We start from the raw sequence: 22,281 nt of genomic DNA, 5'->3' as shown, positions 1-22,281 counted from the left end.
AGAGGGTCATGGGTATACCAGCTCATCTTCATGAATATTTCCTGTAGATGTATCCACACCGCGCTTTGTTGATTCCTGTTGCAGCTGCTATTTCGTGGTACTTCATGCCCTGCAATCGCATGGTGATCACCTGCCGTGCTTCTTCCGGGCTAACCTCTTTCTCGCTCCTAATCGGTAACGATGCGCAGTACCTCCTGATTGCACCGTGAACGCTGCACGCTGGCCGGTTGATCAGTTTTGCTATCTGCGAAGGGGTGTGATCTGCAGATAGCATCTCGATGGTTTTTATCTCTGTTGTTGTGAAAGGTCTGCTTCTCATGCTGCTCTGCTCCTGTCTAATCCGCACGCCACGCCTGGCAATAAGTCGAAGGACTGATCGCACTGATTGCCCCACATATCCCAGCCCGCCACACTGTCACGGCTGAAAAGCTCACAGCGCGGGACATCGCCCAGCAATCTAACCAGAAGGTCACGAAACTCAGGCGGCTTCGCGCTGTGCTGCATGCGAGGTGAGGACAGGTGCTGACATATCGAAGCATCCATTCGCTCAGGCAGCTTACCTTTCACCGCAAACAGACAGTCTTCACTATTGGCTCGGGTCATGTGTCCCATACCGATTGCGCTGTTGCCCTTCTTTTTGTTCGTCTTGTGCCAGGTGAATCCTTTCATGGTCATCAGTCGAAATCCCCAAGCCTCGACCACCTTCAACGCCTCGACTGGCTGCGTCGGCACCCACCACATCGCCAGAAGGCAGCTTTCGGCAGCCAGATCCCAAACAGGCAGGCGGCAGATATCCTGGATGTTCATGGTCTGGTATTTATGGCTGGCGCCACGATCACCATCGTTCGCCTTGTCGCGGTATGTCCATGGAGGGTCGGCATAGATCAGATTGAATTTATGCATTTTGAGTATCCTTTAATTTCCTGTACTCGCTGTCATCCGGCACGGTCAGGCTGCATCCGATATTCAGCGCCCAGCCTTCAACCTGCGTCAGGAAGAAATGCATTTCGCCGTTATCGAGGTCAGCTGTGTGTTTAAGAGAGCGGATTGATGTTTTTTCGCCTGTCACCACGTCCACCATTTCCCGCTCTTCATAGCCGAGATAGGTGTGCTTCATCGCATCTTTAACCCATTCGGGTGACGCAAAAAGCTTCCCGCGCTTGATGAGATAAGCGCTGAGTTCTGCGTACCACATGTGGGAAAGGGCGTTCTGCGATAGGCTGCGCTTGTCGCGCCAGGGTTTGATTATGAGGCGGTAACACTCGCCTGATTCGAGCAGTGGTTGAAGTTGTTGCCCGATGGCATTGAAGTTGCTTTTATGCAGGCGGATACCGTCTTGTGGCATCTCGATTTGCAAGGCTACCTCCCCTCTTGTGTCTCCACGTAGTCGAGTAAGTCATCGGCTATTTTGCATAGCGATAGTTCAATGGGCTTCATCAGGTGACCTTCGCCTTTCTGACGGATAAGCTCGATAACGGCGATAATGTCACGTCGCGCATCTGCCACCGGCTTATGCGGGCGGAGCTGGATTACTTTTGCTGTCATCATTCACCCTCCTTCGGTGGCTCGGGGAGTGGTTGCCAGTGGGTGACGCCAAGGCACTTGCATAAGCCCGAGATAAATTCGTCATTGTTTTCTTGATAGATAGCGTCATAAGAATTCCGCCCTGATAGTGTCGCAACGCGCTGTCCATCTTCCGGCATACGGTCGCTGCATTTAATCCAGTTGCTCATCGTGTGTCTCCTTTGTGGCTCCGCAGCGATGGCAAACGAATCCAACATTTGGGATGTCTTCGGCTCTGTCAAAAAAAACCACGCGGAACAGAATTGCAATATCCTTGCTGGCTGGAGTTGTGTACTCCGACCACTTGTGCCCAAACAGTCGACCTGTCAGTCCAGTGCATTTTCCGCTCATCCTTCCCTCCCATCATTATCAATATGAGGTATGATGTGGGGTTGCGGCTTAGGTGATAAATCAAGCATCCTGCTCCAGATCCATTTAATAAAGTGCTCGTTTCTTCCTTTGTGGTCGTACTCGTCGTGGCTTATGGGCTTACTACGCGCCATAGTTGGTACAATTCCACGGATCATTTCATCAGTTAATGATGTTGGGACCAACTGCCAACCACTCTGCTGATCCAGCAGAGGCAGCGCAATCTCAACAAGCGCCAGGATGTTCTCCGGGCTGGCTAAATCCTGCCATGCATCTGAGGTGTCAGAGGCTTCGCGGCACATTATTTCTTCTTGTGCTGCTGACTTGAGTTGACGCATTAGTTCAGCGGTTATCATTTTCATTCGGTGCCCCCGAAGAATGCCTCAGCTTCAATGCTGCTTAAATCAACACCAAGCCACTCGCACGCCAGCTTCATGTCATCTTCCGGGATCACTCTCTGGCCGTTGCTAAGAACGACGACCTTGATAGTCAATTTTGGCGCGATAGTCAGATAATTTTCAGCTACCACCGTTGGTAAATCTTTGCTCATATCAAAACCCTCCACGCTTATTCGAATTGCCGCCTTTCTGCTCCTGACGCTGGTCACGCTCACGTTTTGCCGCGGCCTGATCCATGTCGTAAATTGCCCCGTCTTTCTGCAGGCAATGAACCGTTCCGGTGTTGCCGTGTCGGTTTAAACGGAGAAGCAGCTCAGTTTCGCCGGCGGGCACGTTTTCGTCATACGCACCTTCGCGGTAGATACCAACCCAATAGTCACAGTCCTGCTCAATCTGCCCTGTATCACGCGAATCGCTCGGCATTGGCCGCTTGTTCACTCGCTTCTCCAGCTCACGGTTAAGCTGTGTCAGCAGTACAACGACGCAACCAAGTTCTTTGGCGAGATTTTTCAGCCCTTTAGTAATCATCCCGAATGCCAGGTCGTTTCGATCGGCTTTCTCGGCGGTCATCAGAGTGAGGTAGTCGACAAGAATCATGCCGACGCAGCCCTTCTGGCGTTTTACCTTGCGGGACTCGGCGACGATGTGCGCCAGCGATATGCCCGGGGTGTCGTCGATGTACAGCATTTCGATTTCACCCAGCCGCCTGGCGGTTTCCGTTGCCCGGGAAAAGTCAGCATCGTAATCGCCCTGGTACTGGTCGTCTGCGTCATCGGTTGCGGGCATGTAAAAAATACTCGGGTTTACACCGGACTTTTGCCCTACCAGTTTTTCCAGAATCTGATCCCCGGGCATCTCAAGGCTGAACATCAGCGCGGGTTTCTTCTCGCGGATGGCGCAGTTGATTGCCATCTGGCTGTACAGCGTGGTTTTACCCATCTTAGGACGAGCGCCGATGACGAACAGCGAACCTTTCACCAGTCCTTTCGGTGCCAGCATACGGTCAAGCGATGGGATGCCGGTACTCATGCCGCGCTGCTCACCTGCCGGGTCGAAACGCTTCTCCAGGTCAACAACCCATTCGTCCATCACATCAGAGAACGAGCGAAGACCGCGGCGTTTTCCAGTTTTGGCGTAGTCGGTGATTTCAGTGGTCAGCATCTGAATGGCTTCGAACTTCTCCGCCGCAGACATGCCGTTGCGGGAATACATCAGCTCGGTTGCTTCTGCCAGTTTCTGGATGCCGTAACGCTCGATCGCCTTTTCCCTGACCACGTTCGCGTAGGCGGTTATGTTCGCCTGACCAACGATATCTTTGGTGATCTGCATCAGGTAAGCGAATCCACCCACCTGTGCCAGCAGTCCGTCTCTCTCAAGGCGGTCTGACAGGGTAAGTCCATCGATAACCGCTGAGCCTTTGCTCATGTCTTTCATGGCACCGAATATCAGCTGGTGAACACGCAAGTAAAACGATTCTGGCTTGAGCATCGAGATTGCATGCTGTGCCCTGTCGCTTTGCGCATCCAAGAGGATGGCGGCGATAACGCTTTGTTCAGCTTCAAGGCTGTGCGGCGGGGTAATCATTTCATCGGTCATCTCGCTCTCCTTCGCGAACCTGCGCATATAGTTCTGCGCTGAGGATGTATTCGTAATTTCGTTTCTGCCAGGTCTTGCCAGTGGAATGATCAGCGCGTGACTCGAACATCCACCGGCACGATGTGTGCAAGTACCTTAAATACTGATGGAAGGAATCCATCCCAAAAGGTGCTTCATCGCCAAATTGCTTGGCAATTGGCCTAGCCTCTCTCCAAAACTTCTGGATAAGCTGTCGGCGCTTTGGTGTGAGAACATTCCAGCCGCGAGCATCCGGGACAAATTCCTTTAGTGCCTGCCAGACTTCTTCGCATGAAAGTCGCTGCTTCTGATTGACCTGTTTTTCAGCGGAAGTTGCACACTCAATATCTTTAGATATTGAGTTATTAGTTAGTAATTTATTGTTTGTGGCACTTTGATGGCACTCTGTTGGCACAAACTCCTCCGCAGGTCTTGGTGTTAGCGGCATTGCGTTGGCACTTTGTTGGCACTCTGTTGGCACAGAATTTGGCTGATAATCGTCGTATTTTGTGACCGAAACTCGGGTGAACTTCTTGTTGGAAATGCGGGTGATCATGCTCAGCTTTTCGAACTTATTCAGCAGATACTTGATGCGATCACTTGTGATTCCAGTTTCAGCTGCCAGAGTGTTTCTGCCAGTAATGAACTCACCGCGATTAACCATCAACTCGCCGAACTCCGTGTTAACCGCAGCAGGTGCATGGTTCGCTGACAGGATGAGGTGTATCCACAGATGAACAGCTTCAGAATCCGTTCTGTAAAAGGGAAGCTCCTTGATTTTACGGTGCAGCAAGGCAAACCCCTTACCGACTGATTTCGGCGTCTCCTGATGCCGCCTGGCCTCTCTGGCGACGGCAAGATTCGTTACATTACTCATTTGCCCCTCTCTTTAATCCTGTGCTCTTCAAGCATCGCCTTAAGCTTCTCAGCTATAACTGGATTAATAGTTCGGAAGTAGTCGAGGCGGGCAAAATTCTTGTGATTTGAACAGGGTGATACGTGATGTTTTTTCATGATTCCTCCGCTTCGCCCAGCACCCAGCGCAATGCCGCGGCATATTCGCCAGTGGCATCGTTCAGGGCTTTGGTGATTTCTTTGCGGGTTTTCAGGCGTGGCTTAACGTCGCCCAATACTTCACGCTGGCGCCGTACCCGGTCATGGCCGGTAGCGCCCTCGCCCGCCTGCTGCAGCTGCAGCACTTTCTCGCGCTGCTGTTCCGGTGGCAGGTCTGCCAGCTGGCGTGCCTGTGTAACGTTGATTTGACCAGCTTCAACTGCAGTCTGCACGGTCTGAGTGCAGTCGAGCAGCGCCAGCGTTGCCTGAACGGTTTTTATCGTGCAGCCAAACATCAGCGCCAGGTCGCTTTCATCGTGACCACGGTCTAACTGAGCAGCCATTTTCTTTGCGCGCCCCAGCGGGGTATCCGCCTGGCGAACTTCATTGGCGCTGACCATGTAATTCGACATGCGGGCTGCTGAGCCACGCTTCACAACACCTGGAACCAGCAGCGCCTCTTTGCCTTGCTCGGCAAGACGTTTGTTGGCTTCGAGGGTATGGCGAACGCGCTGGCGGCCATCAACCACGCAGGATAGTCCGGTTTCAGGGTCTTTCCAGACGATGATCGGCTCCAGAACGCCGTACTCCATGATATTCAGCAACATCGCCTCGTTAATAGGCAGATGAATGCGATCGTCATAAAGTGGGTGCGCAGGTTCAGCAATCAGGTGAAGTGCTTCAGGCTGGAAATTGAGGACGTTGGTCTTACCGCTGGCGCCGTATGCCTCGATAGAATTTTTAGCCACGGGCGCCTCCGTTGAAAATCTTCATGGTTTGGTTCATAATTACTCCTGTGAATTGATCCAGTTAATTCGCATCAGGCCTCGAAGCTGTTAGCGCAGCTCGGGGCTTTTTCTTTTTGCATCACCGCCTCTACCGCCTGGCGGGCTACTTCAGCGATAAGGCTGGTCTGCCATACTTTTTCCAGCAGCACGAATACCGTCGCCATATCGCGCAGGTTTAAGCGGCTGACCTTCGATTCATGCCATCCAGCTTCAGCAGCCAGAACTCGCTGGCCTTTGTGCGTCAGGCGTGATCGCAGTTCTGTTTCCATTTCGTTGATTAACTTGCTATTTCTTGCATGTTCCATAGTTAATACTTGTCCTTGAGTTAATAGAGACGTGACAAAGCCGTAGCTATTGCCACGAACTGATTTGTTTATTCGTTTGGATTTCGCTTTTCAGCGACGTGGGACTCCATGTCCGTTGTGAAAAGAGCGGTATTAATTAGGCGGCTTTGTTGCCAGCCTTTCCGTACATTAGCCATGTCGCGTCGCATTTTAGGGCGATGGCTAACTCAAGCAGGTATCGCGGGCGCTTAGTCTCACCTGCTTCAATTTGCTGAATAGACTGCTGTCGCATTCCGGTCAGTTCAGCTAATTGCGCCTGAGTTAAGTTCAACTCAGTGCGTTTCTGCTTGAGGCGTTGAGAAATGGTTTCCATATTCACCTCCACAGTTTTATCTGTATTCTACTTACAGTTATATCTGTTTGTCAATTACAGTTTTAACTGTGATGATTGGCTCAAAGGAGATTTGATCATGAGCCTTGCAACACGAGTTAAAAGCAGAAGATTGGAGTTAGGCCTCTCGCAAGAGAAGGCGGCAGAAGCTGCAGGGATTAAGCAGCAGACATGGCAGGCTATTGAGGATGGAACCACTATGAAGCCTAGAAACATTGTAGGGATAGCTAAAGCCCTGAAAACAGACCCTGCATGGCTTGTCGATGGCGGGCCAATGATGCCAGTTGCAGACGTCAATACGAGGCGCGTCCCGCTTATCAGCTATGTTCAGGCGGGAAATTTAGCTCACGGGAAGCCCGTAGAATCAATGGAAGATGTTTACGAATATATACTTACTGATGCTCACCTTTCGGAAAGCGCATTTGCACTTAAACTGAAAGGTGACTCTATGGAGCCTGAGTTCAAAGACGGAGATGTAATTATTGTCGATCCCGAAATTGAACCTAATCCTGGCGAGTTTGTTGTTGCTGCAAATGGTGATTTTGATGCTACGTTCAAAAAGTACCGCCCGCTAATGAGTGGCAGTGACGAGCCTGTCGCTTTCGAGCTTTTACCGCTCAACAGCGACTACCCTGTGCTAACGTGCCGTGACGGCAAGGTTAAAATCATAGGCACCATGATTGAACACAGGATCTACCGCAGGAAGAGATAGCCATAGAGACGAAGATGCGGCTGGTTTAATGGGGAGGTCGCAGTGATGCGGCCTGAAGTTTTTGCGGCATTTGCCGATGATTTACACACAGGGCGAATCCGGCGCAGACCGGGTAGCAAATCTATTTACAGGGAAAGAGTGCGTTAGGCACCACCTATAATGGGTTTTAAATCAAATGGATAAGTTAGATTTAGTCTTGTCTGGGCAACAGATACCTCTCGACCTTTATTCTGTAAAAGAAGCTGATATTGATGGCGTTCAAATGGGCGTTCTTAATGACGGATCTCCATTTCTAACATTGAGGGGGTTAGCCCGCCTTTGCGCCGTAGATCACGCTCCATTGCTTAGGTTTACCTCCAATTGGCAGGAAGAGAGAAGTAAGCCTAGAGGGCAAATTGTTGATAACATTCTTAAGAAAAAAGGATTGGATTTACAGTACCTTTTTACGAAAGGAATGATCCAAGGCGTAGAATCAAACATCTTTTCTGATAGTGTTTGCATGGCCATCCTGGAATACTATGCTTTTGAGTCTGGTCATGCTGGGAGAGAGACGGCGCTCGATAATTTCCGTAAGTTGGCTGGATCTCAATTAAGGAGGTTCATTTATCTTAGCGTTGGCATTGACCCTGACAACCCTCAAAGAGGTGCGCTTGAGTGCTTCCATGAAAGGCTGCTGATGAATGACCAGATTCCCCTAGGCTACTTTTCAGTTTTTCGCGAGATGGCTGATTTATCGCTCAAAATGGTTAAAGGAAACTTTGACTTTGGACCATCTTCCATTCCCGACATAAGTGTGGGTTCGATGTGGTCGAAATTCTGGGCCAGCAACGAATTCGATGAAAGATACGGCCCTAGAACAAAATCGCCACATGTTTATCCGGATTGGTTTCCTCAGCACAAAGCGGGACCTGTAGATGCATGGATCTATCCAGATGATGCCCTGGGTGCATTTCGTAGATGGATGCAAACCGAATATATACCCAATAGACTGGGGGATTATCTTGCCAAGAAAGCATCTGATGGGGCACTATCTCCTGCTGAAGCGCTGAAAATAGTTGAGGCGGTGAAGCGGCCAGAGCTGCCCAAGCCGCATTAAGATTTTAACCCGGCCCCCGCGCCGGGTTTTTTGTGCCTATCGATCACCACCTCACCCTTTCGTCACTCCAGCACTAAATACATTCACCTGCAGCTTTTCCATTCTCCTGCACTAAACCACTCACCTGCAGCGTTCGGGCGGGATTTCTGCGTCGTTTACAAAAATAAATATCCTTTAAAAACAGTTATATTTGTCATTAACAACAAATAATACAGTTTTATCTGTTGACGCAATTACAGTTTTATCTGTATCTTTATCCCATCAGCAGGACGCTGGAGAACAACGAAACGGATAGCAGCTCTTTTAACAACGGTGACGGATCACCTACGTGGCTGAAAAGCCAATTAGTACCAAAGCGTGAGTTTTGGGATGGGAAATTGCAGCCCACCGAGGCAAGCCGAAGATAAGCACCGGCACCCATCACCAAAATTCACTCAGGAGGTATTTATGACACGCAGAACTCAATTCACTGGTTCAGCTGCAGGACGTCGCCGGGAACGCCGTGCGCACCTTCAGAGTGAAGTCAGCGTTAGTTCAGAAGTGATGCACCGCCCTACCCCGGGTCGTGTGGTATTGCAGTGCCAGCGCAAGCCGGTTGATCGTGTGGTGAAAGCAGTCGAAACTGATACTGAGTATCACAAGCAGATTCTGGCAGGCGCGGCCAAGTACAGCGGCGGCGAAATTGATAGCGGGATGTGCCTGCCGGAGATTGCAATCTTCCGCGCAGGCTACCGCAAATCTGAATCAGTAACTGCACGATAGTTTTTGGATTCTCTGCCGATTAATAAACGGCACAGGGAGGAATGACATTGAAAAGCACCATGACATACACCGCGATGCGGGTGAAGCAGTTTGGATTCACTCCTGCAGTTGAAGTGCAATGCTTTGATAATCGCAGCAAAGAAAAGACAGATTGCCTGCTTTTGTTTAAGACGCTGGATGAAGTAATTTTCCTTGGGGCTGATAACTTTCATCCTCTCATAAAAGCGGAAATGAAAGAGACCGCGATTGAAGCCTTAAATGCAGGAAAGGGAAAATTGCAGATTGAAGCCAAGCAGCGCGTTAGCGAGCTTGAGTCCAGCAGAATCAGGCAGGCTAGCATCGCAAGGCAGTTCAGAGACGCGGTGGCAGCCTGGTCACAGGACATATCACAGCTGAGCAGGGATGTTCAGAACGGGTTGGACGCACCAACAGTCAAATCAAGACTCATGGCCTTGTTCAGCAGCATGGAAAAGCTAAAACCCAAGAAATAATAGAACCCGCCAAGTGCGGGTTTTTTATTGGCTATCGCAAATCAAAAGACATCGTAACGGCGAGGGGTTAGTAATGGGAACGAGACACTTAACGTGTGTAGTAAAGGATGGCGAGTACAAGGTTGCACAGTACGGCCAGTGGGATGGCTATCCGTCAGGTCAGGGGGTTGATGCTCTGGATTTTCTGCGAAACATGGGTCGCGATAAATTCCTGACTTCTCTGGCGGCAACTTACCAGCCAACCGAAGAACAGATCGCAGCTTGGTGGAAAGAAGTCGGTCACGATATTGGCAGCAACGATGGCTGGGTAAGTCATGATATCAGCAAAAAATACAAAGATAAGCACCCTTCACTATCTCGCGATGCAGGCGCAAAAATCCTTCAGATGATTCAGGATGCCAGCGAGCCAGTTCCTCTCAATCTTTACCTCACGTTTGCAGCAGAATCGCTGTTCTGCGAGTGGGCTTACGTCGTCGACTTCGATAAAAACACCTTCGAGGTCTATGAGGGCTTCAATAAGCAACCTTTGGCAAAATCAGAGCGTTTCTATGGGCTGACCAGTGATGACTCCAGCGGATACGAGCCGGTCAAGCTTAAAAAGGCTTATAGCCTTGATGAGCTGCCAACACAGGAAGAGTTTTTAGCAGAGCTAGAACCAGACGAAGAAGATGACGAATAAGGCTGCCTAACCCGCAGCCTTTTTTACACCCAAAGGAGTCAGTCATGGTCATTTGCTTAACGCTGGCTGTAATGGCTGGCATCTCATGGTTTGTTGCTTTACCTCTTATTTGGATGGAATAAACCATCACAACTTAACTAACCGCCTGATGGCGGTTTTTTATCGCCTAAAGGAAAGAAAATGCGTGTAGATAAAGAAGTGTTGAATGTTCTCAGTGCCTGCCAATGCGAAGGAAACAACCTGATTTTAACTGGTCAGTTAGACCGCAATTTATACACCAGAACTAACAAGGTGATTGAGGCGGCTGGCGGCAAATGGAATCGAAAAGCGAAGGCTCATGTGTTCGATATGAACGCATCCGACCGCATTGAGCAAATCATCCTTACTGGTGATGTCGTGGTGCCGAAGGATGATTTTGAGTTCTTCCCTACCCCGCCAGATGTAGTCGAAAGATTAATTGAACTGGCGGATATCCAAAACGGCATGCGTGTTCTTGAGCCTAGCGCAGGTCGTGGAGCGCTTGCGGTAGCTGCTCAGAAATCAGCAATAGGCGTTAAAGTGGATATGGTTGAACTTATGCCTGAAAACAACACTTATCTAATTAATCTTCAGATACCTGATGCAAAAATCGGGGAGCCATTCGACTTTCTGAAAATTGAACCAATGCCATCCTTTGACCGTGTGGTAATGAACCCGCCATTTGGTCGTCAGGCTGATATAAAGCACGTTAGTCACGCACTGAAATTTCTGAAGCCGGGAGGCCTGCTGGTATCTGTAATGGCATCGTCGGTGACGTTCCGCAGCAACAAGCTGACATCTGATTTCCGCCAACTGATTGAAGAGCGTGGCGGTCACATTGAAGAGCTGCCTGAAGGCGCATTTAAATCATCCGGCACGATGGTTAACACCATCATCGCTGTGATTCCAGCATAGACCGCCCCGAGCGTTTTTACTGGAGCAATCAGTGAGCGACTCAATGATTAGCGACAAGGACTGGATTATAGGCTGGGTGGTCATTATCGCATTGATGGTGACCGGCTGGCTTTCGACGATTTGGGGGTAGATGTGAGTAAAGAAACAGGTGGGCCAGCTTTTCCAGAGCTGGGAAATGTTGGTTATAACAGCGACTGGCAGAGTGAATCAGGTATGACGATGCGTGATTACTTCGCGGCTAAAGCCATCAACGGAATTCTTTCAGACCCTGACGCAGGGTTGCTTGATGATGACCTTAACCGATACGCCGTAATTGCATACCGTACAGCCGACGCCATGCTTAAGGCTCGCGGACAGTAGACGAGTGACATCGCAAAGCGGTTATCCGTGACCGCTTGACGATGACGCCCAGTCATCATCCTGAGACTTATTTAGCCCCGGCAGAAATGTGCGGGGCATTTTTTTACCAAAAATTAAGGAGTGACCATGAGCGAAACAACGGATTTGGTTGTTATCGAGAAGGCGAACGCCCTCTCCGTTTTCAAGTCTGGCGACCAGATTGAAGAGATTCTGCAAAAAGTTGAGCGTGAAGTTATGTCCTTTGTGCCGGATGTCACCACGGCAAAGGGCAGAAAGGAGATCGCTTCGCTGGCTTACAAAGTGGCGCAAACGAAAACTTATCTGGATGGCCTCGGCAAAGACCTGGTTGCAGAGCTGAAGGAGATCCCGAAGCTTATCGACGGCAACAGAAGAACGGTGCGTGAACGCCTGGATGCGCTGAAGGATAAAGCCCGAAAGCCACTGGATGATTATGAGGACGAGCAGGAACGCATTAAGGCCGAAGAGCAGATGACAGCATGGCATGCTGAAGCGCTGGAAATGAACGAGGCATTTGATAAGGCGATGGCTGAACGGTTCGAATCCGATCACGAAATCGCCCTGCTTCTTAACGATAAGTTTGACCGTGACGCTGCTGAAGCAGCGGCGGAAGCTGAGCGCCAGCGCATTGCTCACGAAGAAGAGCTGAAACGTCAGGCGGTGGAGCAGGCGCGGCAGGAAGCGGAAACAGCAGCACAGCGCGAACGCGAAGAAGCAGCACGCCGGGAGGCTGAACTGAAGGCCAAAGCAGAACAGGCAGAACGCGACCGCATCGCCGCACAGGAACGTGCAGAGCGTGAGGCAAGAGAAGCACAGGAGCGCACAGCTCGCCTGGCGCAGGAAGCGAGAGAACAGGCTGAGCGTGAGAAGCAGGCTGCTATCGACGCTGAGCGGCAGCGTGCTGCCAAGGTTGAAGCTGACCGGCTGGCAGAAGAGAAGCGTGTCGCTGACGAAGCGGCTAAACGTGCTTCTGATGTTGCACACCGTAAAGCAGTTAACAACGCAGCCAAGGCCGATTTGGTCGCCGCGGGCCTCACAGAAGAGCAGGCAATAACTGCTATCACAGCTATCGCTAAAGGCGCTGTAACCGCCATCCGCATTACCTACTAATTCAAATCTGAGGAACACACCCATGCAATTAGCAACTGCAGGGGCTGCCCGCGTGGGTGGCTCCGGTTTTGACGCATTCAAATCAATCCAGTATCACCCATCCAACATCCTGACCAGTGCCAGCTTCACCCCTCCACCGCGTAAAAGCTGGCTGGATAAGTTGGTCGACTTTTTGCGGCAAGAAGGTAAGCCATGAACCTTCCATCACCAGCGGATCATTACCGCAAACAGCAGGATGAAGCCGACAGGCTGAAGCAGCTGGATAAAACGAAGGACTTCGAATTCATCAACCAGATGCTGAAGGCATTCGGCTGGGGAGAGAGAAAATGAAGACATATGGCGTAAACATCCCTGAAAAGGAACTACAGGAAAGCATCGCCAGTCGGCGCGGATATGTGCAGGACGCGCTCTACTACCGCCGAAAGGGAAACCGACAGGGAAAGCTGGCTTCTCTCAACTGCGCTCGATGCGAGCGACTCAAACAGATGTTTTTTTTAGGCGATCCACCATTCTGAGGTGATACATGAAATTTGAAAAAGCCATGAGAAAGAAAGCCAAGCTGCGGCTGGCACTTACCGGGCCGAGCGGTTCAGGAAAAACTTACAGCGCCCTGCTGGTCGCCAAAGGGATTGGCGGAAAGATCGCTTTCATCGACACAGAGAAAGGCAGTGCATCTCTTTACTCTGACATTGCCGAGTTCGATGTCCTGGAGCTTGAACCGCCTTTCACGCCAGAGCGGTTTATTGAGGCAATTAACTCAGCTGAAAGTGCTGGCTATGAAACGCTTATCATCGACAGCATCACTCACGAATGGGGTGGTGTCGGTGGGTGTCTTGAGCTGGTAGACACTATTGCGAAATCAAAATACCGCGGCAATAGTTGGTCGGCATGGAGCGAAATCAACCCCCGCCACCGCCTGTTCCTCGACGCAATATTGCGTTCGCCAATGCACATCATCGCCACCATGCGAAGCAAAACGGAAACCGCACAGGTGGAAGAGAATGGACGCAAGCGCGTTGCCAAGCTTGGCATGAAGTCCGAGCAGCGCGACGGCGTGGAGTATGAGTTCACTACAGTGCTGGATATCTCTCACGAGACGCATCATGCGATCGCCAGCAAAGACCGTACAAAGTTGTTCTCCAATGCAGACCCGGTAGTGCTGAACGAAGAGACTGGCAAGAAACTGCTCGATTGGCTTGAGTCAGGAGTTAACCCTCACGAAGAAGCCCTGAAGCACTTCACCGACCTGGCTAATTCAGCGCAGTCAGTCGAGAAACTGAAAACAGCGTTCGAGGAAGCCTGGCGGACACTCCGAGGCACCGAGCAGCAGGCGCTAGCCAAGGACGTTTACGACATCCGCAAAGCAGAAATGGAACAGGCTGCATAACCCTACCTCAAGGTAACCCATCATGACGCCAGTACAAATGCTGGCGTGCATGCGTTCAAAGCCAGATGCCAGCATCACCGTTTTTCACAAATCACGTAACAGGGTCGGTCACAACACATCTCTGTTAACTGGCAGCGCCATGATCGGATGCACGCTGAATTACCGGGAAGAGTTTTATGCGGGCTGGGCTCCGCAGGTGGAAACGGTGAGCATCTACTGCAACCTAGTAGACGTTGATCGACTTAAGCACCTGCTAACAAGCGAAGACTGGAAAGCACCAGGGTTCGATGCGGGCGGGACAATATACCGCCTCAGGGATGAGTACCACTCGCCTCCCCGGCCTCCTTGCAAAACGTATGAAGAGGTTCTCACCCGGCAGAAAGAGTGCGAAATCCTGATAGCCATCGGTGATGCTTCAAGGAGGGTGTCATGAAGAAAATAGCCATGTATCGGCGCGGCCCCGGTGGTGGTAACGCTGGCTTTCGGGAAAAGTAATCTGGCAACTCAGTAAGCGCCCTATGACAGGGAGTGAGCTTGCCAGCATTTTGAAAATGTCACTACGTGATTTCAATCACAACATGAACCCCGGCCTCCGCCGAACCAAAGTAGCAGAGATATCAGCATCGGAATGGTTCACAGACAGCGAAGGGTATCGTGACGCCTGAGGCCGATAACGCCATACGCAACACCGCCAAAGCAGCACTATCCGAATACACCAACAAATCAAACACCCTATCCTATCGCGAAATTCTTGATAAGCACGCAAAGCGCATTGAAATGCTGATACCTGCAAAGCACCGCGGGCGGGCATGGCTATGGCTTAACTGCGTGTGTCAGCGTATGGGTAGGGGTGGATAGGAGGAGACAGAGTGAAAGATAACGAAAGCTGGATGGACACAAAGGCCGTATGCGATCACCTGTGTGTATCGTCGCGCACACTGGAACGCTACCGGAAAAGGGGGGAGGGAGAAAACCCATTCCCTGATCCGGATGATTATTATATCGGACGCGCTAATAAGTGGCAGCGCGCCAAAGTTCTGGCCTGGCAGCAGGCAGAAATATTGCAGCCCAAGCGCCGGGCTCTGGAGCATATCCACTGTAAACGGGATAACAGCGGCAGGATCACCCGGCGCTTCGCGGCGTGAACTCCAGCACGTCAGGCTCGATAATGCTCATCAATCTTGACCACCACTTCCCATACGCCTCCCGCATTTCATCCATGTACTGATATTTGTCGTACACGCCCAGAACGCCAGGTAACGCATGGCCCAGCATTTTCTCTGCGACTATTGGGTCTGCCAGTTCAGAGAAGTTGGTGCGTGCCGTGCGACGAAGGTCATGCACGGTGAAATGCGGGACATTTTCATCATAAGCTTTGAGCATAAACTGCCGCAGGTTGGCTGTTATGCTTAAGTGGTTCCCCTCGGCCATCGGCCCATCTTCCTTGCCAGAAAAAACATATTCGCCAGGCGCGATATCAATCGCGCGCTGGAGCATCGGCACTATCTCCGGGATAATTGGCCGTAACAGTGGCTGCCCGGTCTGACGCCCTGTTTTATGATTTTCCGGCGGCACAGTCCATATTCCTCCCTCGAAATCAAAATCACTTTCCTTTGCCAGGCGCAATTCAGACAGGCGGCAGGCAAAGAACAACAACAGCTTCATCAGCAGTTTGTTCCGTTCCATAAGGCGAGAATCGTCGATTGCCATCCAGACCATTGCTATTTCCTTCCGGTCCAGGGTTCTCTTCCCTACCCCCTTTTTGATGCCAAAGTCCCGGCCCGTTAACTCACTCAGCGGGTTGGCGGTCAGGATCTGGCGTTTCACAGCCCAGCTGTAACACTGCTTTGCATTGCTGATCACCCTCTTGGTGATTTCGCTGTATGCCTTTGATAATCGGTCAAGCAACGTCAGCCAGTTGTGCAGCGTCAGATCGCCCGCCGGGTATTTCCCGACTTTGGGGAAAACATGCAGCTCGAAAGACCGGATGATAAGAGGTGAGCTTTCTTTCTGGATGCATACCACCGAATACCACTCCCGGAAGAGCTGCTCAAATGTGAACTGCGTGCTGATCTTCCCACGCTCCAGGTCGCGCTTAACCTTCGGGTTATTGCCTTTTGCCAGAACAGCAGCCCATTTATCCACTTCGTCGCGGGCATCCTTCAGGCTCAATTGCGGGTAACTGCCTATCGTCATCTTGTCCTGCTTGCCGAGGAATCGGTAACGATAGAAGAAGGTGACCGCGCCTTTTACGGACACGCGCACCCACAGACCATCACGGTCTGATTTTTCCACTACCTTCTCCCGCTCTTTGTTCAGGCAGGATTTAAGGTAGCTATCTGAAATAGCCATGTTTTTTCTCTCCCCGTGTCCATGATGGACAAACTGCAACGGCCCAATATTAGAATATGGACACGCTTATGGACAGAAAAACGATGGCTTATGTGGTCGGATCGTGACGTAGGTTGTCGTGGGTGATTTGTTTTGATGACTGAGGAGGTAAGGCTTGAGAGGGTGTTTTTGTCTGAGGTTGTCGTAGCTTGTCGGGCAATTAATTATCGATGTGGGCGATGATGGAGAAATTTCGTATGTGCTTCATTATAGAGATTTTTCTGCCTTACAAATTCTGAAAACTCTCGCGATGGGTGAGAGCGTATGTCACAGGCGGACTTTTGCCCGAAAGGCTGCATTCTACACTACATATCAGAGTCGGGGAATCATCGACAGAACGGGATACAGCGAAGAAAAAACAACTGAAGGGAAAATCTACAATCTGGTACGGGAAAACAGGGAAATGAAGCGGCCACAGGCTGCCGCGAATGCGGCATAACCTGTTAAGCATCGCTTTCGACACGCAGCTCATCAGCCGGTAACGAAACGCTTAAAATAACCGGCTGAAACGCCTCGCGATCACCAAAGCGCAGGGAAATACCTTTCGCCACAATAAAACCGCCGATACCGCCCAGCAGCGCACCTGCCGCGGCCGCGAGATCGCTGTGAAACAGCGACTGGAACAGGCCGGCAAAAATAAATAATCCCAGCAGCGGCGTCATATACACCAGCAATGCCGATCCCAGCAGGCTGCTCTCTTTAATGCCCAGTTCAATGCGCTGACCCGGCTGCAGGGGCTCTTTGCTGGCGATTTGCATCACATGGGCGTTTTTCGGGCCCATTTTATTCAGCATGGCACTGCCGCAACCTTTACGCGCGGAGCAACTGTTGCAGCTGGTTTTAATTTCAGAGTGCAGCGTCGCCACACCATTCTGCCACGCAACCACCGTGGCCCATTCTCTCATCATCGCGAAGTTCCGGTATCAACACTGTCAGCAATACGTTTTGCCGTTGTAGGCGGCAGCTCACCAATAACGGTGATTTCCATATTGTTCCGTACTACAGTCTGCACTGTCCGGCGCCCTGTGCGCAACTGTTGCGCCACGCTGTTACCATCAGCCGGGCTGATGTTGATGGAAAAACTGAACAAACCATCCGAGTAAAGTCTTGATTCGACGGGTTTACTCAACGCAGGGATCGCACGACGACTCTGGGAAACCTGCTGCATGCCATCCGGCAGCCAGCCCGCTTTCCAGTTCAGAGTCACTTTTTCCCCGGCAGGAACGGCAAGCGCGGGTGGCAGGCTGGCATTTTTCAGCCCCTGCATCAGATTGCGCACACCTTCATCGACGGCGAAACTCACCACCCGATACTGTTCCAGCGTCTCACCATCGCGATCCAGCAAATCAGCACGCAGCGGCAGTTTGGTCTCGCTGTCCAGCCAGACAATATAGCTGTAACGCGTGCCATCGCGCGGCACAATACGAATCACTTCGCACAGCTGGTCGGCAATACGCGTGCGGCTGACCGCAATAAAATCATAGCTGGCGGCCAGTTTAGCGAAATCGGCATTCACCACCGCAGGCAGTGAGTCAACGATATAAGCACCATTCAGCGTGAAAGGCGTCAGGCCGGCTTCGAAATAGCTGATTTCATTGTCGCGCTGAATAGTTTCACGGCGCGGACCATCCATCTGCAGCAACTGGGCATAGACTTTATTGTCCACTACCGCATGGCGATAGCGCAGCGACTCAATCCCCAGCCGGGAGACGTTGATATAGGCGATTTCATAATTGAGGGACTGGCTGGCCTGCTCCATCTGCTGCAATAGCGCCCCGGCGGCGTTTTGTTGCGCCGGGACGACAGATGAATAAAACAGACTACCCGCCAGAAGGCTTACGGCATACCAGAATGGCTTCATTACTGCTGCTGAATTCCTAAAGACTGATTTCCTGGTACCTGAGCACCCGCCTGTTGCGGCGCGTTCTGTTCAAACTGCAGATCATCAGAATGTAAACGGCGCTGTAATTCGTAATCCTGCAACAGCGCATTCACGCGACGGCGTTGCTCCTGCTGCGCGGTATTGGTGGTGCTGGCGTTATCCGCAGGGACGCCCAGGCTCACCGGTGAAGCTTTACCCATCATTGGCAGGGTGTTGAACGCTGGCGAATCTGACTGCAGGCCACTATCCTGCTGCGGCTGGTTGTAGTGCTGAACACCAATAATCACCGCCAGTGACACACAGGCCGCGACGCCAACCTGAGTCAGCTGTGCCGCCCATGGACGAACCCTGGACCAGAAAGGCATTTTTTCCCAACGTTCTGGCTCGGGCTGCGCTTCCGGGATCAGTGTCGTCACGTTGCGTACAGGTTCGTTTTCAATCGCTGCCGCCACGCGTGCCGCAATATCAAAATGGACAACTTCACCGACATCGCCGCGCATGGTATCGCGGATCAGATGATAGCTTTCCCAACTTTGTTGCAGTGTGGCGTCTTTCGATAAGGCGGACAACAATTCATTGTCCAGCGTTTCACCATCCATTAAAGCGGAAAGTTTTTCTTTCTGCATGCCTCAGTACCCTTCCTGTATCCGTTATCGCTAACGTTGGATAAGCGGTTGAACTTTATTATCAATAGCTTCGCGCGCACGGAAAATACGTGAACGAACCGTACCCACCGGACAATCCATAATCACCGCTATCTCTTCATAGCTCAGGCCGTCTAACTCACGCAGCGTAATCGCCATACGTAAATCTTCCGGCAGTGACTCGATGGTGCGGAAAACTATCTGTTTCAATTCATCAGACAACATCAGATTCTCAGGGTTCGAAATTTCTTTCAGTGCACCTGCACTTTCGAAATTTTCCGCATCAATGGCATCCACATCGCTGGATGGCGGACGACGCCCCTGAGCAACCAGGTAATTCTTGGCCGTATTCACCGCAATGCGATACAGCCAGGTATAAAATGCGCTGTCACCACGGAAAGATTCCAGGGCGCGGTACGCTTTTATAAACGATTCTTGCACCACATCAGGTACATCACCTGATGGAACATAGCGCGAAACCAGACTTGCCACTTTATGCTGGTAGCGAACAACCAGTAAATTGAATGACTTCTGATCTCCTTTATGCACCCGTTCAACGAGAACCTGATCCGTTAACTGCTCGCTCATCCGAGGTAATGTCTCCCCAAATCTGTCTCCACGCGTAATTGACTAACCAGCAATGACTCAACTTTCTGAGCAAGCACACGCTTAGAGTGGTCAATATGCAGTAAGTTCATTTACGCCATTATTTTTTTGCCTTCGGCTTAAGGCGCAGAGTAGCGCATGAAGCGGCGCATTTCATCCCTGTTGCACGCTTTATTCATGCAACGGCGCACATTTGTGCTTTAGTGTCCGGCAAGGTGGGTCAGATAGTAGTCTTCCGCCTGGTGCAGTCCGGCATCCGGCACATCCGTACATCAGGAAAAACTGACATCCGTAAAAAGGCTTTTTTTCCGCCCCGGATAGCGATATGCTCAACAAACAACCTGTTTAGTATATTAAACAACATGACTCACGCGATTGATTACCACTGTGATGTGCTGATTATCGGTAGCGGTGCAGCCGGGCTGTCGCTGGCACTGCGACTGGCGGAAAAACATCAGGTTACCGTGCTTAGTAAAGGTCCCATCAGCGAAGGTTCCACGCTCTACGCGCAGGGTGGAATTGCCGCAGTGTTTGATGAAACTGACAGCATCGAGTCGCACATCGAAGACACGCTGATCGCTGGTGATGGCCTGTGCGAACGTGAAGCGGTCTGTTTTATCGCCAGCAACGCCCGCCACTGCGTGCAATGGCTGATCGACCACGGTGTGTTATTCGACACGGAAACCAGCGCGAATGGCGAGCAGCATTATCATCTGACACGTGAGGGCGGCCACAGTCATCGCCGTATTCTGCACAGCGCCGATGCCACCGGTCGTGCGGTGGAAACCACGCTGGTCAGCCAGGCGCTAAGCCATCCCGGTATCCGGATTATTGAACGCTGTAACGCTGTCGACCTGATCACTTCCGATAACGTCGGGCTCTCCGGCCCACGCCGCGTCATCGGCGCGTATATCTGGAACCGTAATCGTGAACAGGTGGAAACCTGCCACGCCCGCGCGGTGGTTCTGGCCACCGGTGGCGCGGCAAAAGTCTACCAGTACACCACCAACCCGGATGTGGCCTCCGGCGATGGTATTGCCATGGCGTGGCGCGCCGGTTGCCGCGTCGCCAATCTCGAATTTAACCAGTTCCACCCCACCTGTTTATTTCATCCGCAGGCACGTAATTTCCTGCTGACCGAGGCTCTGCGCGGTGAAGGCGCTTATCTGACACGTCCTGACGGTTCCCGCTTTATGCCCGATTTCGATGCCCGTGGCGAGCTGGCACCGCGTGATATCGTGGCGCGAGCGATAGACCATGAGATGAAACGGCTGGGTGTTGACTGTATGTATCTGGATATCAGCCACCAGCCAGCAGATTTTATTCGCGCACATTTTCCCACGATTGACGAAAAACTGCTCACCCTCGGCTTTGATCTGACGAAACAGCCAATCCCGATCGTCCCGGCCGCGCACTATACCTGCGGTGGCGTGGTGGTGGATCAACAGGGGCGCACTGATATTGACGGGCTGTATGCGATTGGTGAAGTCAGTTATACCGGGCTGCACGGCGCGAACCGCATGGCATCAAACTCACTGCTGGAGTGTCTGGTGTATGGCTGGTCCGCCGCCGAAGATATCAACCAGCGCCTGACGCAGTTCAGCCATGCACCTGCGTTGCCAGTATGGGATGAAAGCCGCGTCGATGACGCCGACGAGCGCGTGGTGATCCAGCATAACTGGCACGAACTGCGGCTGTTTATGTGGGACTATGTCGGCATTGTGCGCACCACCCGTCGGCTGGAGCGCGCGCTTCGTCGTATCACCATGTTGCAGCAGGAAATTGACGAGTATTACGCCCATTTCCGCATCTCTAACAATCTGCTGGAGCTGCGAAATCTGGTACAGGTGGCGGAACTGATGGTGCGCTGTGCGCTGGCACGCAAAGAGAGCCGCGGGCTGCACTTCACGCTCGATTACCCGCACAAACTGGCGCAGGCCCAGCCCACCATTCTGCAACCGGGCGCTATCTGAACAGGTAGAAGTCGCGCGTCAGACTGCAATGCGCCTCAGAATAGCGCTGATCCGGTCCACGGATCACCATGCTGTCGAGGAACTGCTCGCCCGCATGGGGCGCCAGCGCCAGCAGCATACGGTTCGGCGGGCGTGTCTCGTTATCAGCGATATCGGTGCGGTAACGTAAAAACCAGCCGCGCGCCGTTGCCATCTCCAGAAAACGGTTGCCGACATCCGCAGGCAATACCACGCAGAAAAAACCGTCTTCACAAATCAGCTGTTCAGCGCAGCTCAGCAGCGTCTGATGATCGAGAGTATCGGTATAACGCGCCGCAGCACGCTGTGGCGAGGCACAGGCCGACCCGGCCTCAAAATAGGGCGGATTGCTGACGATCAGCGAATAACGCTTCCCGCTCTGCTCTGCATACTGGCAAATATCCTGCTGATAAACCGTCAGGCGATCCGCCCACGGCGATTCGGCACAGTTTTCCTGCGCCTGCTGCGCCGCATCGGCATCCAGCTCAACCGCATCGACTGCTACACTGGCATCATTGCGCTGTGCCAGCATCAGCGCAATCAGGCCGCTGCCACTGCCAATATCCAGTACGCGCCGTACACCGGCGACGGGCGCCCAGGCGCCCAGCAACACACCATCGGTGCCTACCTTCATGGCGCAGCGATCGTGTGCGACAAAAAATTGTTTAAAAGTAAAACCATTGGCGCGCAACGCGGCCTTTTGTTGGGACATAATACTGACCTGCAAGGGAAACGGCGCCAGCATAGTGCAAACGGCAG

Annotated in this window: 32 protein-coding genes; 14 read left to right on the top strand and 18 right to left on the bottom strand. The window is 51.9% G+C overall.

Features of this window, described 5'->3' with window-relative positions:
- Positions 1-28: 28 nt before the first annotated feature.
- The 12 genes from ACSZO1_RS03700 to ACSZO1_RS03645 form a co-directional block, all read right to left on the bottom strand.
- The gene (locus tag ACSZO1_RS03700) at positions 29-319 is read right to left on the bottom strand and encodes a hypothetical protein (protein WP_437609634.1); all 291 of its coding nucleotides are present in this window, start codon (positions 317-319) and stop codon (positions 29-31) included.
- Positions 316-903: an MT-A70 family methyltransferase gene (locus tag ACSZO1_RS03695; RefSeq protein ID WP_437609632.1), complete on the bottom strand. Its 588-nt coding sequence runs from the start codon at positions 901-903 to the stop codon at positions 316-318. Before ACSZO1_RS03695 ends, ACSZO1_RS03700 begins: the two co-directional genes overlap by 4 nt.
- Positions 896-1,351 carry a YbcN family protein gene (locus ACSZO1_RS03690; RefSeq protein ID WP_437609693.1) on the bottom strand — a complete coding sequence of 152 codons (456 nt, stop codon included), beginning with the start codon at positions 1,349-1,351 and terminating at the stop codon, positions 896-898. Before ACSZO1_RS03690 ends, ACSZO1_RS03695 begins: the two co-directional genes overlap by 8 nt.
- A gap of 8 nt (positions 1,352-1,359) precedes the next feature.
- Complete coding sequence (locus ACSZO1_RS03685; protein ID WP_437609630.1) at positions 1,360-1,548, bottom strand: hypothetical protein; 189 nt, start codon at positions 1,546-1,548, stop codon at positions 1,360-1,362.
- The gene (locus tag ACSZO1_RS03680) at positions 1,545-1,733 is read right to left on the bottom strand and encodes a DUF551 domain-containing protein (protein WP_437609628.1); all 189 of its coding nucleotides are present in this window, start codon (positions 1,731-1,733) and stop codon (positions 1,545-1,547) included. The genes ACSZO1_RS03685 and ACSZO1_RS03680 overlap by 4 nt, the downstream gene beginning before the upstream one ends.
- Positions 1,734-1,910: 177 nt before the next feature.
- Positions 1,911-2,294, bottom strand: coding sequence for a hypothetical protein (locus tag ACSZO1_RS03675; protein WP_437609626.1), 384 nt, complete (start codon positions 2,292-2,294; stop codon positions 1,911-1,913).
- Positions 2,291-2,482 (bottom strand): hypothetical protein, encoded by a 192-nt coding sequence (locus ACSZO1_RS03670; protein ID WP_437609624.1) that lies wholly within the window; start codon positions 2,480-2,482, stop codon positions 2,291-2,293. The genes ACSZO1_RS03675 and ACSZO1_RS03670 overlap by 4 nt, the downstream gene beginning before the upstream one ends.
- Position 2,483: 1 nt before the next feature.
- The gene (locus tag ACSZO1_RS03665; RefSeq protein ID WP_437609621.1) at positions 2,484-3,926 is read right to left on the bottom strand and encodes a DnaB-like helicase C-terminal domain-containing protein; all 1,443 of its coding nucleotides are present in this window, start codon (positions 3,924-3,926) and stop codon (positions 2,484-2,486) included.
- Positions 3,916-4,821 carry a DNA replication protein gene (locus ACSZO1_RS03660; RefSeq protein WP_437609619.1) on the bottom strand — a complete coding sequence of 302 codons (906 nt, stop codon included), beginning with the start codon at positions 4,819-4,821 and terminating at the stop codon, positions 3,916-3,918. Before ACSZO1_RS03660 ends, ACSZO1_RS03665 begins: the two co-directional genes overlap by 11 nt.
- Positions 4,822-4,954: 133 nt before the next feature.
- Positions 4,955-5,746: a ParB/RepB/Spo0J family partition protein gene (locus ACSZO1_RS03655; RefSeq protein WP_437609618.1), complete on the bottom strand. Its 792-nt coding sequence runs from the start codon at positions 5,744-5,746 to the stop codon at positions 4,955-4,957.
- A 71-nt stretch (positions 5,747-5,817) separates the two neighbouring features.
- On the bottom strand, positions 5,818-6,090 hold the full coding sequence (locus ACSZO1_RS03650; protein WP_437609616.1) for a CII family transcriptional regulator: 273 nt from the start codon (positions 6,088-6,090) through the stop codon (positions 5,818-5,820).
- Between the two features lie 136 nt (positions 6,091-6,226).
- The gene (locus ACSZO1_RS03645; protein ID WP_437609614.1) at positions 6,227-6,442 is read right to left on the bottom strand and encodes a helix-turn-helix domain-containing protein; all 216 of its coding nucleotides are present in this window, start codon (positions 6,440-6,442) and stop codon (positions 6,227-6,229) included.
- A 97-nt stretch (positions 6,443-6,539) separates the two neighbouring features.
- Between ACSZO1_RS03645 and ACSZO1_RS03640 the strand changes: the two genes are divergently transcribed.
- The 13 genes from ACSZO1_RS03640 (at position 6,540) to xis (ending at position 15,153) form a co-directional block, all read left to right on the top strand.
- Entirely contained in the window at positions 6,540-7,172 is a 633-nt protein-coding gene (locus ACSZO1_RS03640) for a LexA family protein (protein ID WP_437609691.1), read from the top strand.
- 175 nt (positions 7,173-7,347) lie between these two features.
- Complete coding sequence (locus ACSZO1_RS03635; protein ID WP_437609612.1) at positions 7,348-8,268, top strand: hypothetical protein; 921 nt, start codon at positions 7,348-7,350, stop codon at positions 8,266-8,268.
- A gap of 447 nt (positions 8,269-8,715) precedes the next feature.
- Positions 8,716-9,030: an antitermination protein N gene (locus ACSZO1_RS03630; RefSeq protein ID WP_437609610.1), complete on the top strand. Its 315-nt coding sequence runs from the start codon at positions 8,716-8,718 to the stop codon at positions 9,028-9,030.
- Between the two features lie 47 nt (positions 9,031-9,077).
- Positions 9,078-9,521, top strand: a complete 444-nt coding sequence (locus ACSZO1_RS03625) for a hypothetical protein (RefSeq protein WP_437609608.1) — start codon at positions 9,078-9,080, stop codon at positions 9,519-9,521.
- Positions 9,522-9,594: 73 nt separating this feature from the next.
- Positions 9,595-10,200, top strand: a complete 606-nt coding sequence (locus ACSZO1_RS03620; RefSeq protein WP_437609606.1) for a hypothetical protein — start codon at positions 9,595-9,597, stop codon at positions 10,198-10,200.
- A gap of 180 nt (positions 10,201-10,380) precedes the next feature.
- A complete protein-coding gene (locus ACSZO1_RS03615; protein ID WP_437609604.1) occupies positions 10,381-11,133 on the top strand; it encodes a methyltransferase in 753 nt (250 codons plus the stop codon).
- Positions 11,134-11,265: 132 nt separating this feature from the next.
- On the top strand, positions 11,266-11,493 hold the full coding sequence (locus ACSZO1_RS03610) for a hypothetical protein (protein WP_437609602.1): 228 nt from the start codon (positions 11,266-11,268) through the stop codon (positions 11,491-11,493).
- Positions 11,494-11,619: 126 nt separating this feature from the next.
- On the top strand, positions 11,620-12,621 hold the full coding sequence (locus ACSZO1_RS03605; RefSeq protein WP_437609600.1) for a cell envelope biogenesis protein TolA: 1,002 nt from the start codon (positions 11,620-11,622) through the stop codon (positions 12,619-12,621).
- 22 nt (positions 12,622-12,643) lie between these two features.
- The gene (locus ACSZO1_RS03600; RefSeq protein ID WP_437609598.1) at positions 12,644-12,817 is read left to right on the top strand and encodes a hypothetical protein; all 174 of its coding nucleotides are present in this window, start codon (positions 12,644-12,646) and stop codon (positions 12,815-12,817) included.
- The gene (locus ACSZO1_RS03595) at positions 12,814-12,951 is read left to right on the top strand and encodes a hypothetical protein (protein ID WP_437609596.1); all 138 of its coding nucleotides are present in this window, start codon (positions 12,814-12,816) and stop codon (positions 12,949-12,951) included. Before ACSZO1_RS03600 ends, ACSZO1_RS03595 begins: the two co-directional genes overlap by 4 nt.
- Before the next feature lie 193 nt (positions 12,952-13,144).
- Positions 13,145-14,008: an ATP-binding protein gene (locus ACSZO1_RS03590; RefSeq protein ID WP_437609594.1), complete on the top strand. Its 864-nt coding sequence runs from the start codon at positions 13,145-13,147 to the stop codon at positions 14,006-14,008.
- Positions 14,009-14,030: 22 nt separating this feature from the next.
- The gene (locus ACSZO1_RS03585) at positions 14,031-14,441 is read left to right on the top strand and encodes a hypothetical protein (RefSeq protein WP_437609592.1); all 411 of its coding nucleotides are present in this window, start codon (positions 14,031-14,033) and stop codon (positions 14,439-14,441) included.
- Positions 14,442-14,877: 436 nt separating this feature from the next.
- Positions 14,878-15,153: an excisionase Xis gene (gene xis, locus ACSZO1_RS03580; protein ID WP_437609590.1), complete on the top strand. Its 276-nt coding sequence runs from the start codon at positions 14,878-14,880 to the stop codon at positions 15,151-15,153.
- On the opposite strand, the gene ACSZO1_RS03575 is transcribed toward xis, so the two are convergent.
- The 5 genes from ACSZO1_RS03575 to rpoE all read right to left on the bottom strand — a co-directional run bounded on the left by ACSZO1_RS03575 (position 15,131) and on the right by rpoE (position 19,513).
- On the bottom strand, positions 15,131-16,360 hold the full coding sequence (locus ACSZO1_RS03575; RefSeq protein ID WP_437609588.1) for a tyrosine-type recombinase/integrase: 1,230 nt from the start codon (positions 16,358-16,360) through the stop codon (positions 15,131-15,133). The two genes, xis and ACSZO1_RS03575, sit on opposite strands and share 23 nt — an antisense overlap.
- 482 nt (positions 16,361-16,842) lie before the next feature.
- Complete coding sequence (gene rseC, locus ACSZO1_RS03570; RefSeq protein WP_437609586.1) at positions 16,843-17,307, bottom strand: SoxR-reducing system protein RseC; 465 nt, start codon at positions 17,305-17,307, stop codon at positions 16,843-16,845.
- Positions 17,304-18,260 carry a sigma-E factor regulatory protein RseB gene (gene rseB, locus ACSZO1_RS03565; RefSeq protein ID WP_437609584.1) on the bottom strand — a complete coding sequence of 319 codons (957 nt, stop codon included), beginning with the start codon at positions 18,258-18,260 and terminating at the stop codon, positions 17,304-17,306. The genes rseC and rseB overlap by 4 nt, the downstream gene beginning before the upstream one ends.
- A complete protein-coding gene (rseA, locus tag ACSZO1_RS03560; RefSeq protein WP_437609582.1) occupies positions 18,260-18,907 on the bottom strand; it encodes an anti-sigma-E factor RseA in 648 nt (215 codons plus the stop codon). Before rseA ends, rseB begins: the two co-directional genes overlap by 1 nt.
- Positions 18,908-18,937: 30 nt before the next feature.
- The gene (rpoE, locus tag ACSZO1_RS03555; protein WP_437609580.1) at positions 18,938-19,513 is read right to left on the bottom strand and encodes an RNA polymerase sigma factor RpoE; all 576 of its coding nucleotides are present in this window, start codon (positions 19,511-19,513) and stop codon (positions 18,938-18,940) included.
- A gap of 380 nt (positions 19,514-19,893) precedes the next feature.
- Here rpoE and nadB point away from each other — a divergent pair, with 380 nt between their 5' ends.
- A complete protein-coding gene (gene nadB / locus ACSZO1_RS03550) occupies positions 19,894-21,504 on the top strand; it encodes an L-aspartate oxidase (protein WP_437609578.1) in 1,611 nt (536 codons plus the stop codon).
- Here the strand turns inward: nadB and trmN are convergent.
- The gene (gene trmN, locus ACSZO1_RS03545) at positions 21,497-22,234 is read right to left on the bottom strand and encodes a tRNA(1)(Val) (adenine(37)-N(6))-methyltransferase TrmN (protein WP_437609577.1); all 738 of its coding nucleotides are present in this window, start codon (positions 22,232-22,234) and stop codon (positions 21,497-21,499) included. The genes nadB and trmN overlap by 8 nt on opposite strands.
- Positions 22,235-22,281: the final 47 nt, after the last annotated feature.

Source organism: Erwinia sp. V71 (genome assembly GCF_965644245.1).
Taxonomy (GTDB): domain Bacteria; phylum Pseudomonadota; class Gammaproteobacteria; order Enterobacterales; family Enterobacteriaceae; genus Erwinia.
The sequence above is the reverse complement of the archived record's forward strand: the minus strand, read 5'-3'. Positions and strand labels throughout refer to the sequence as shown.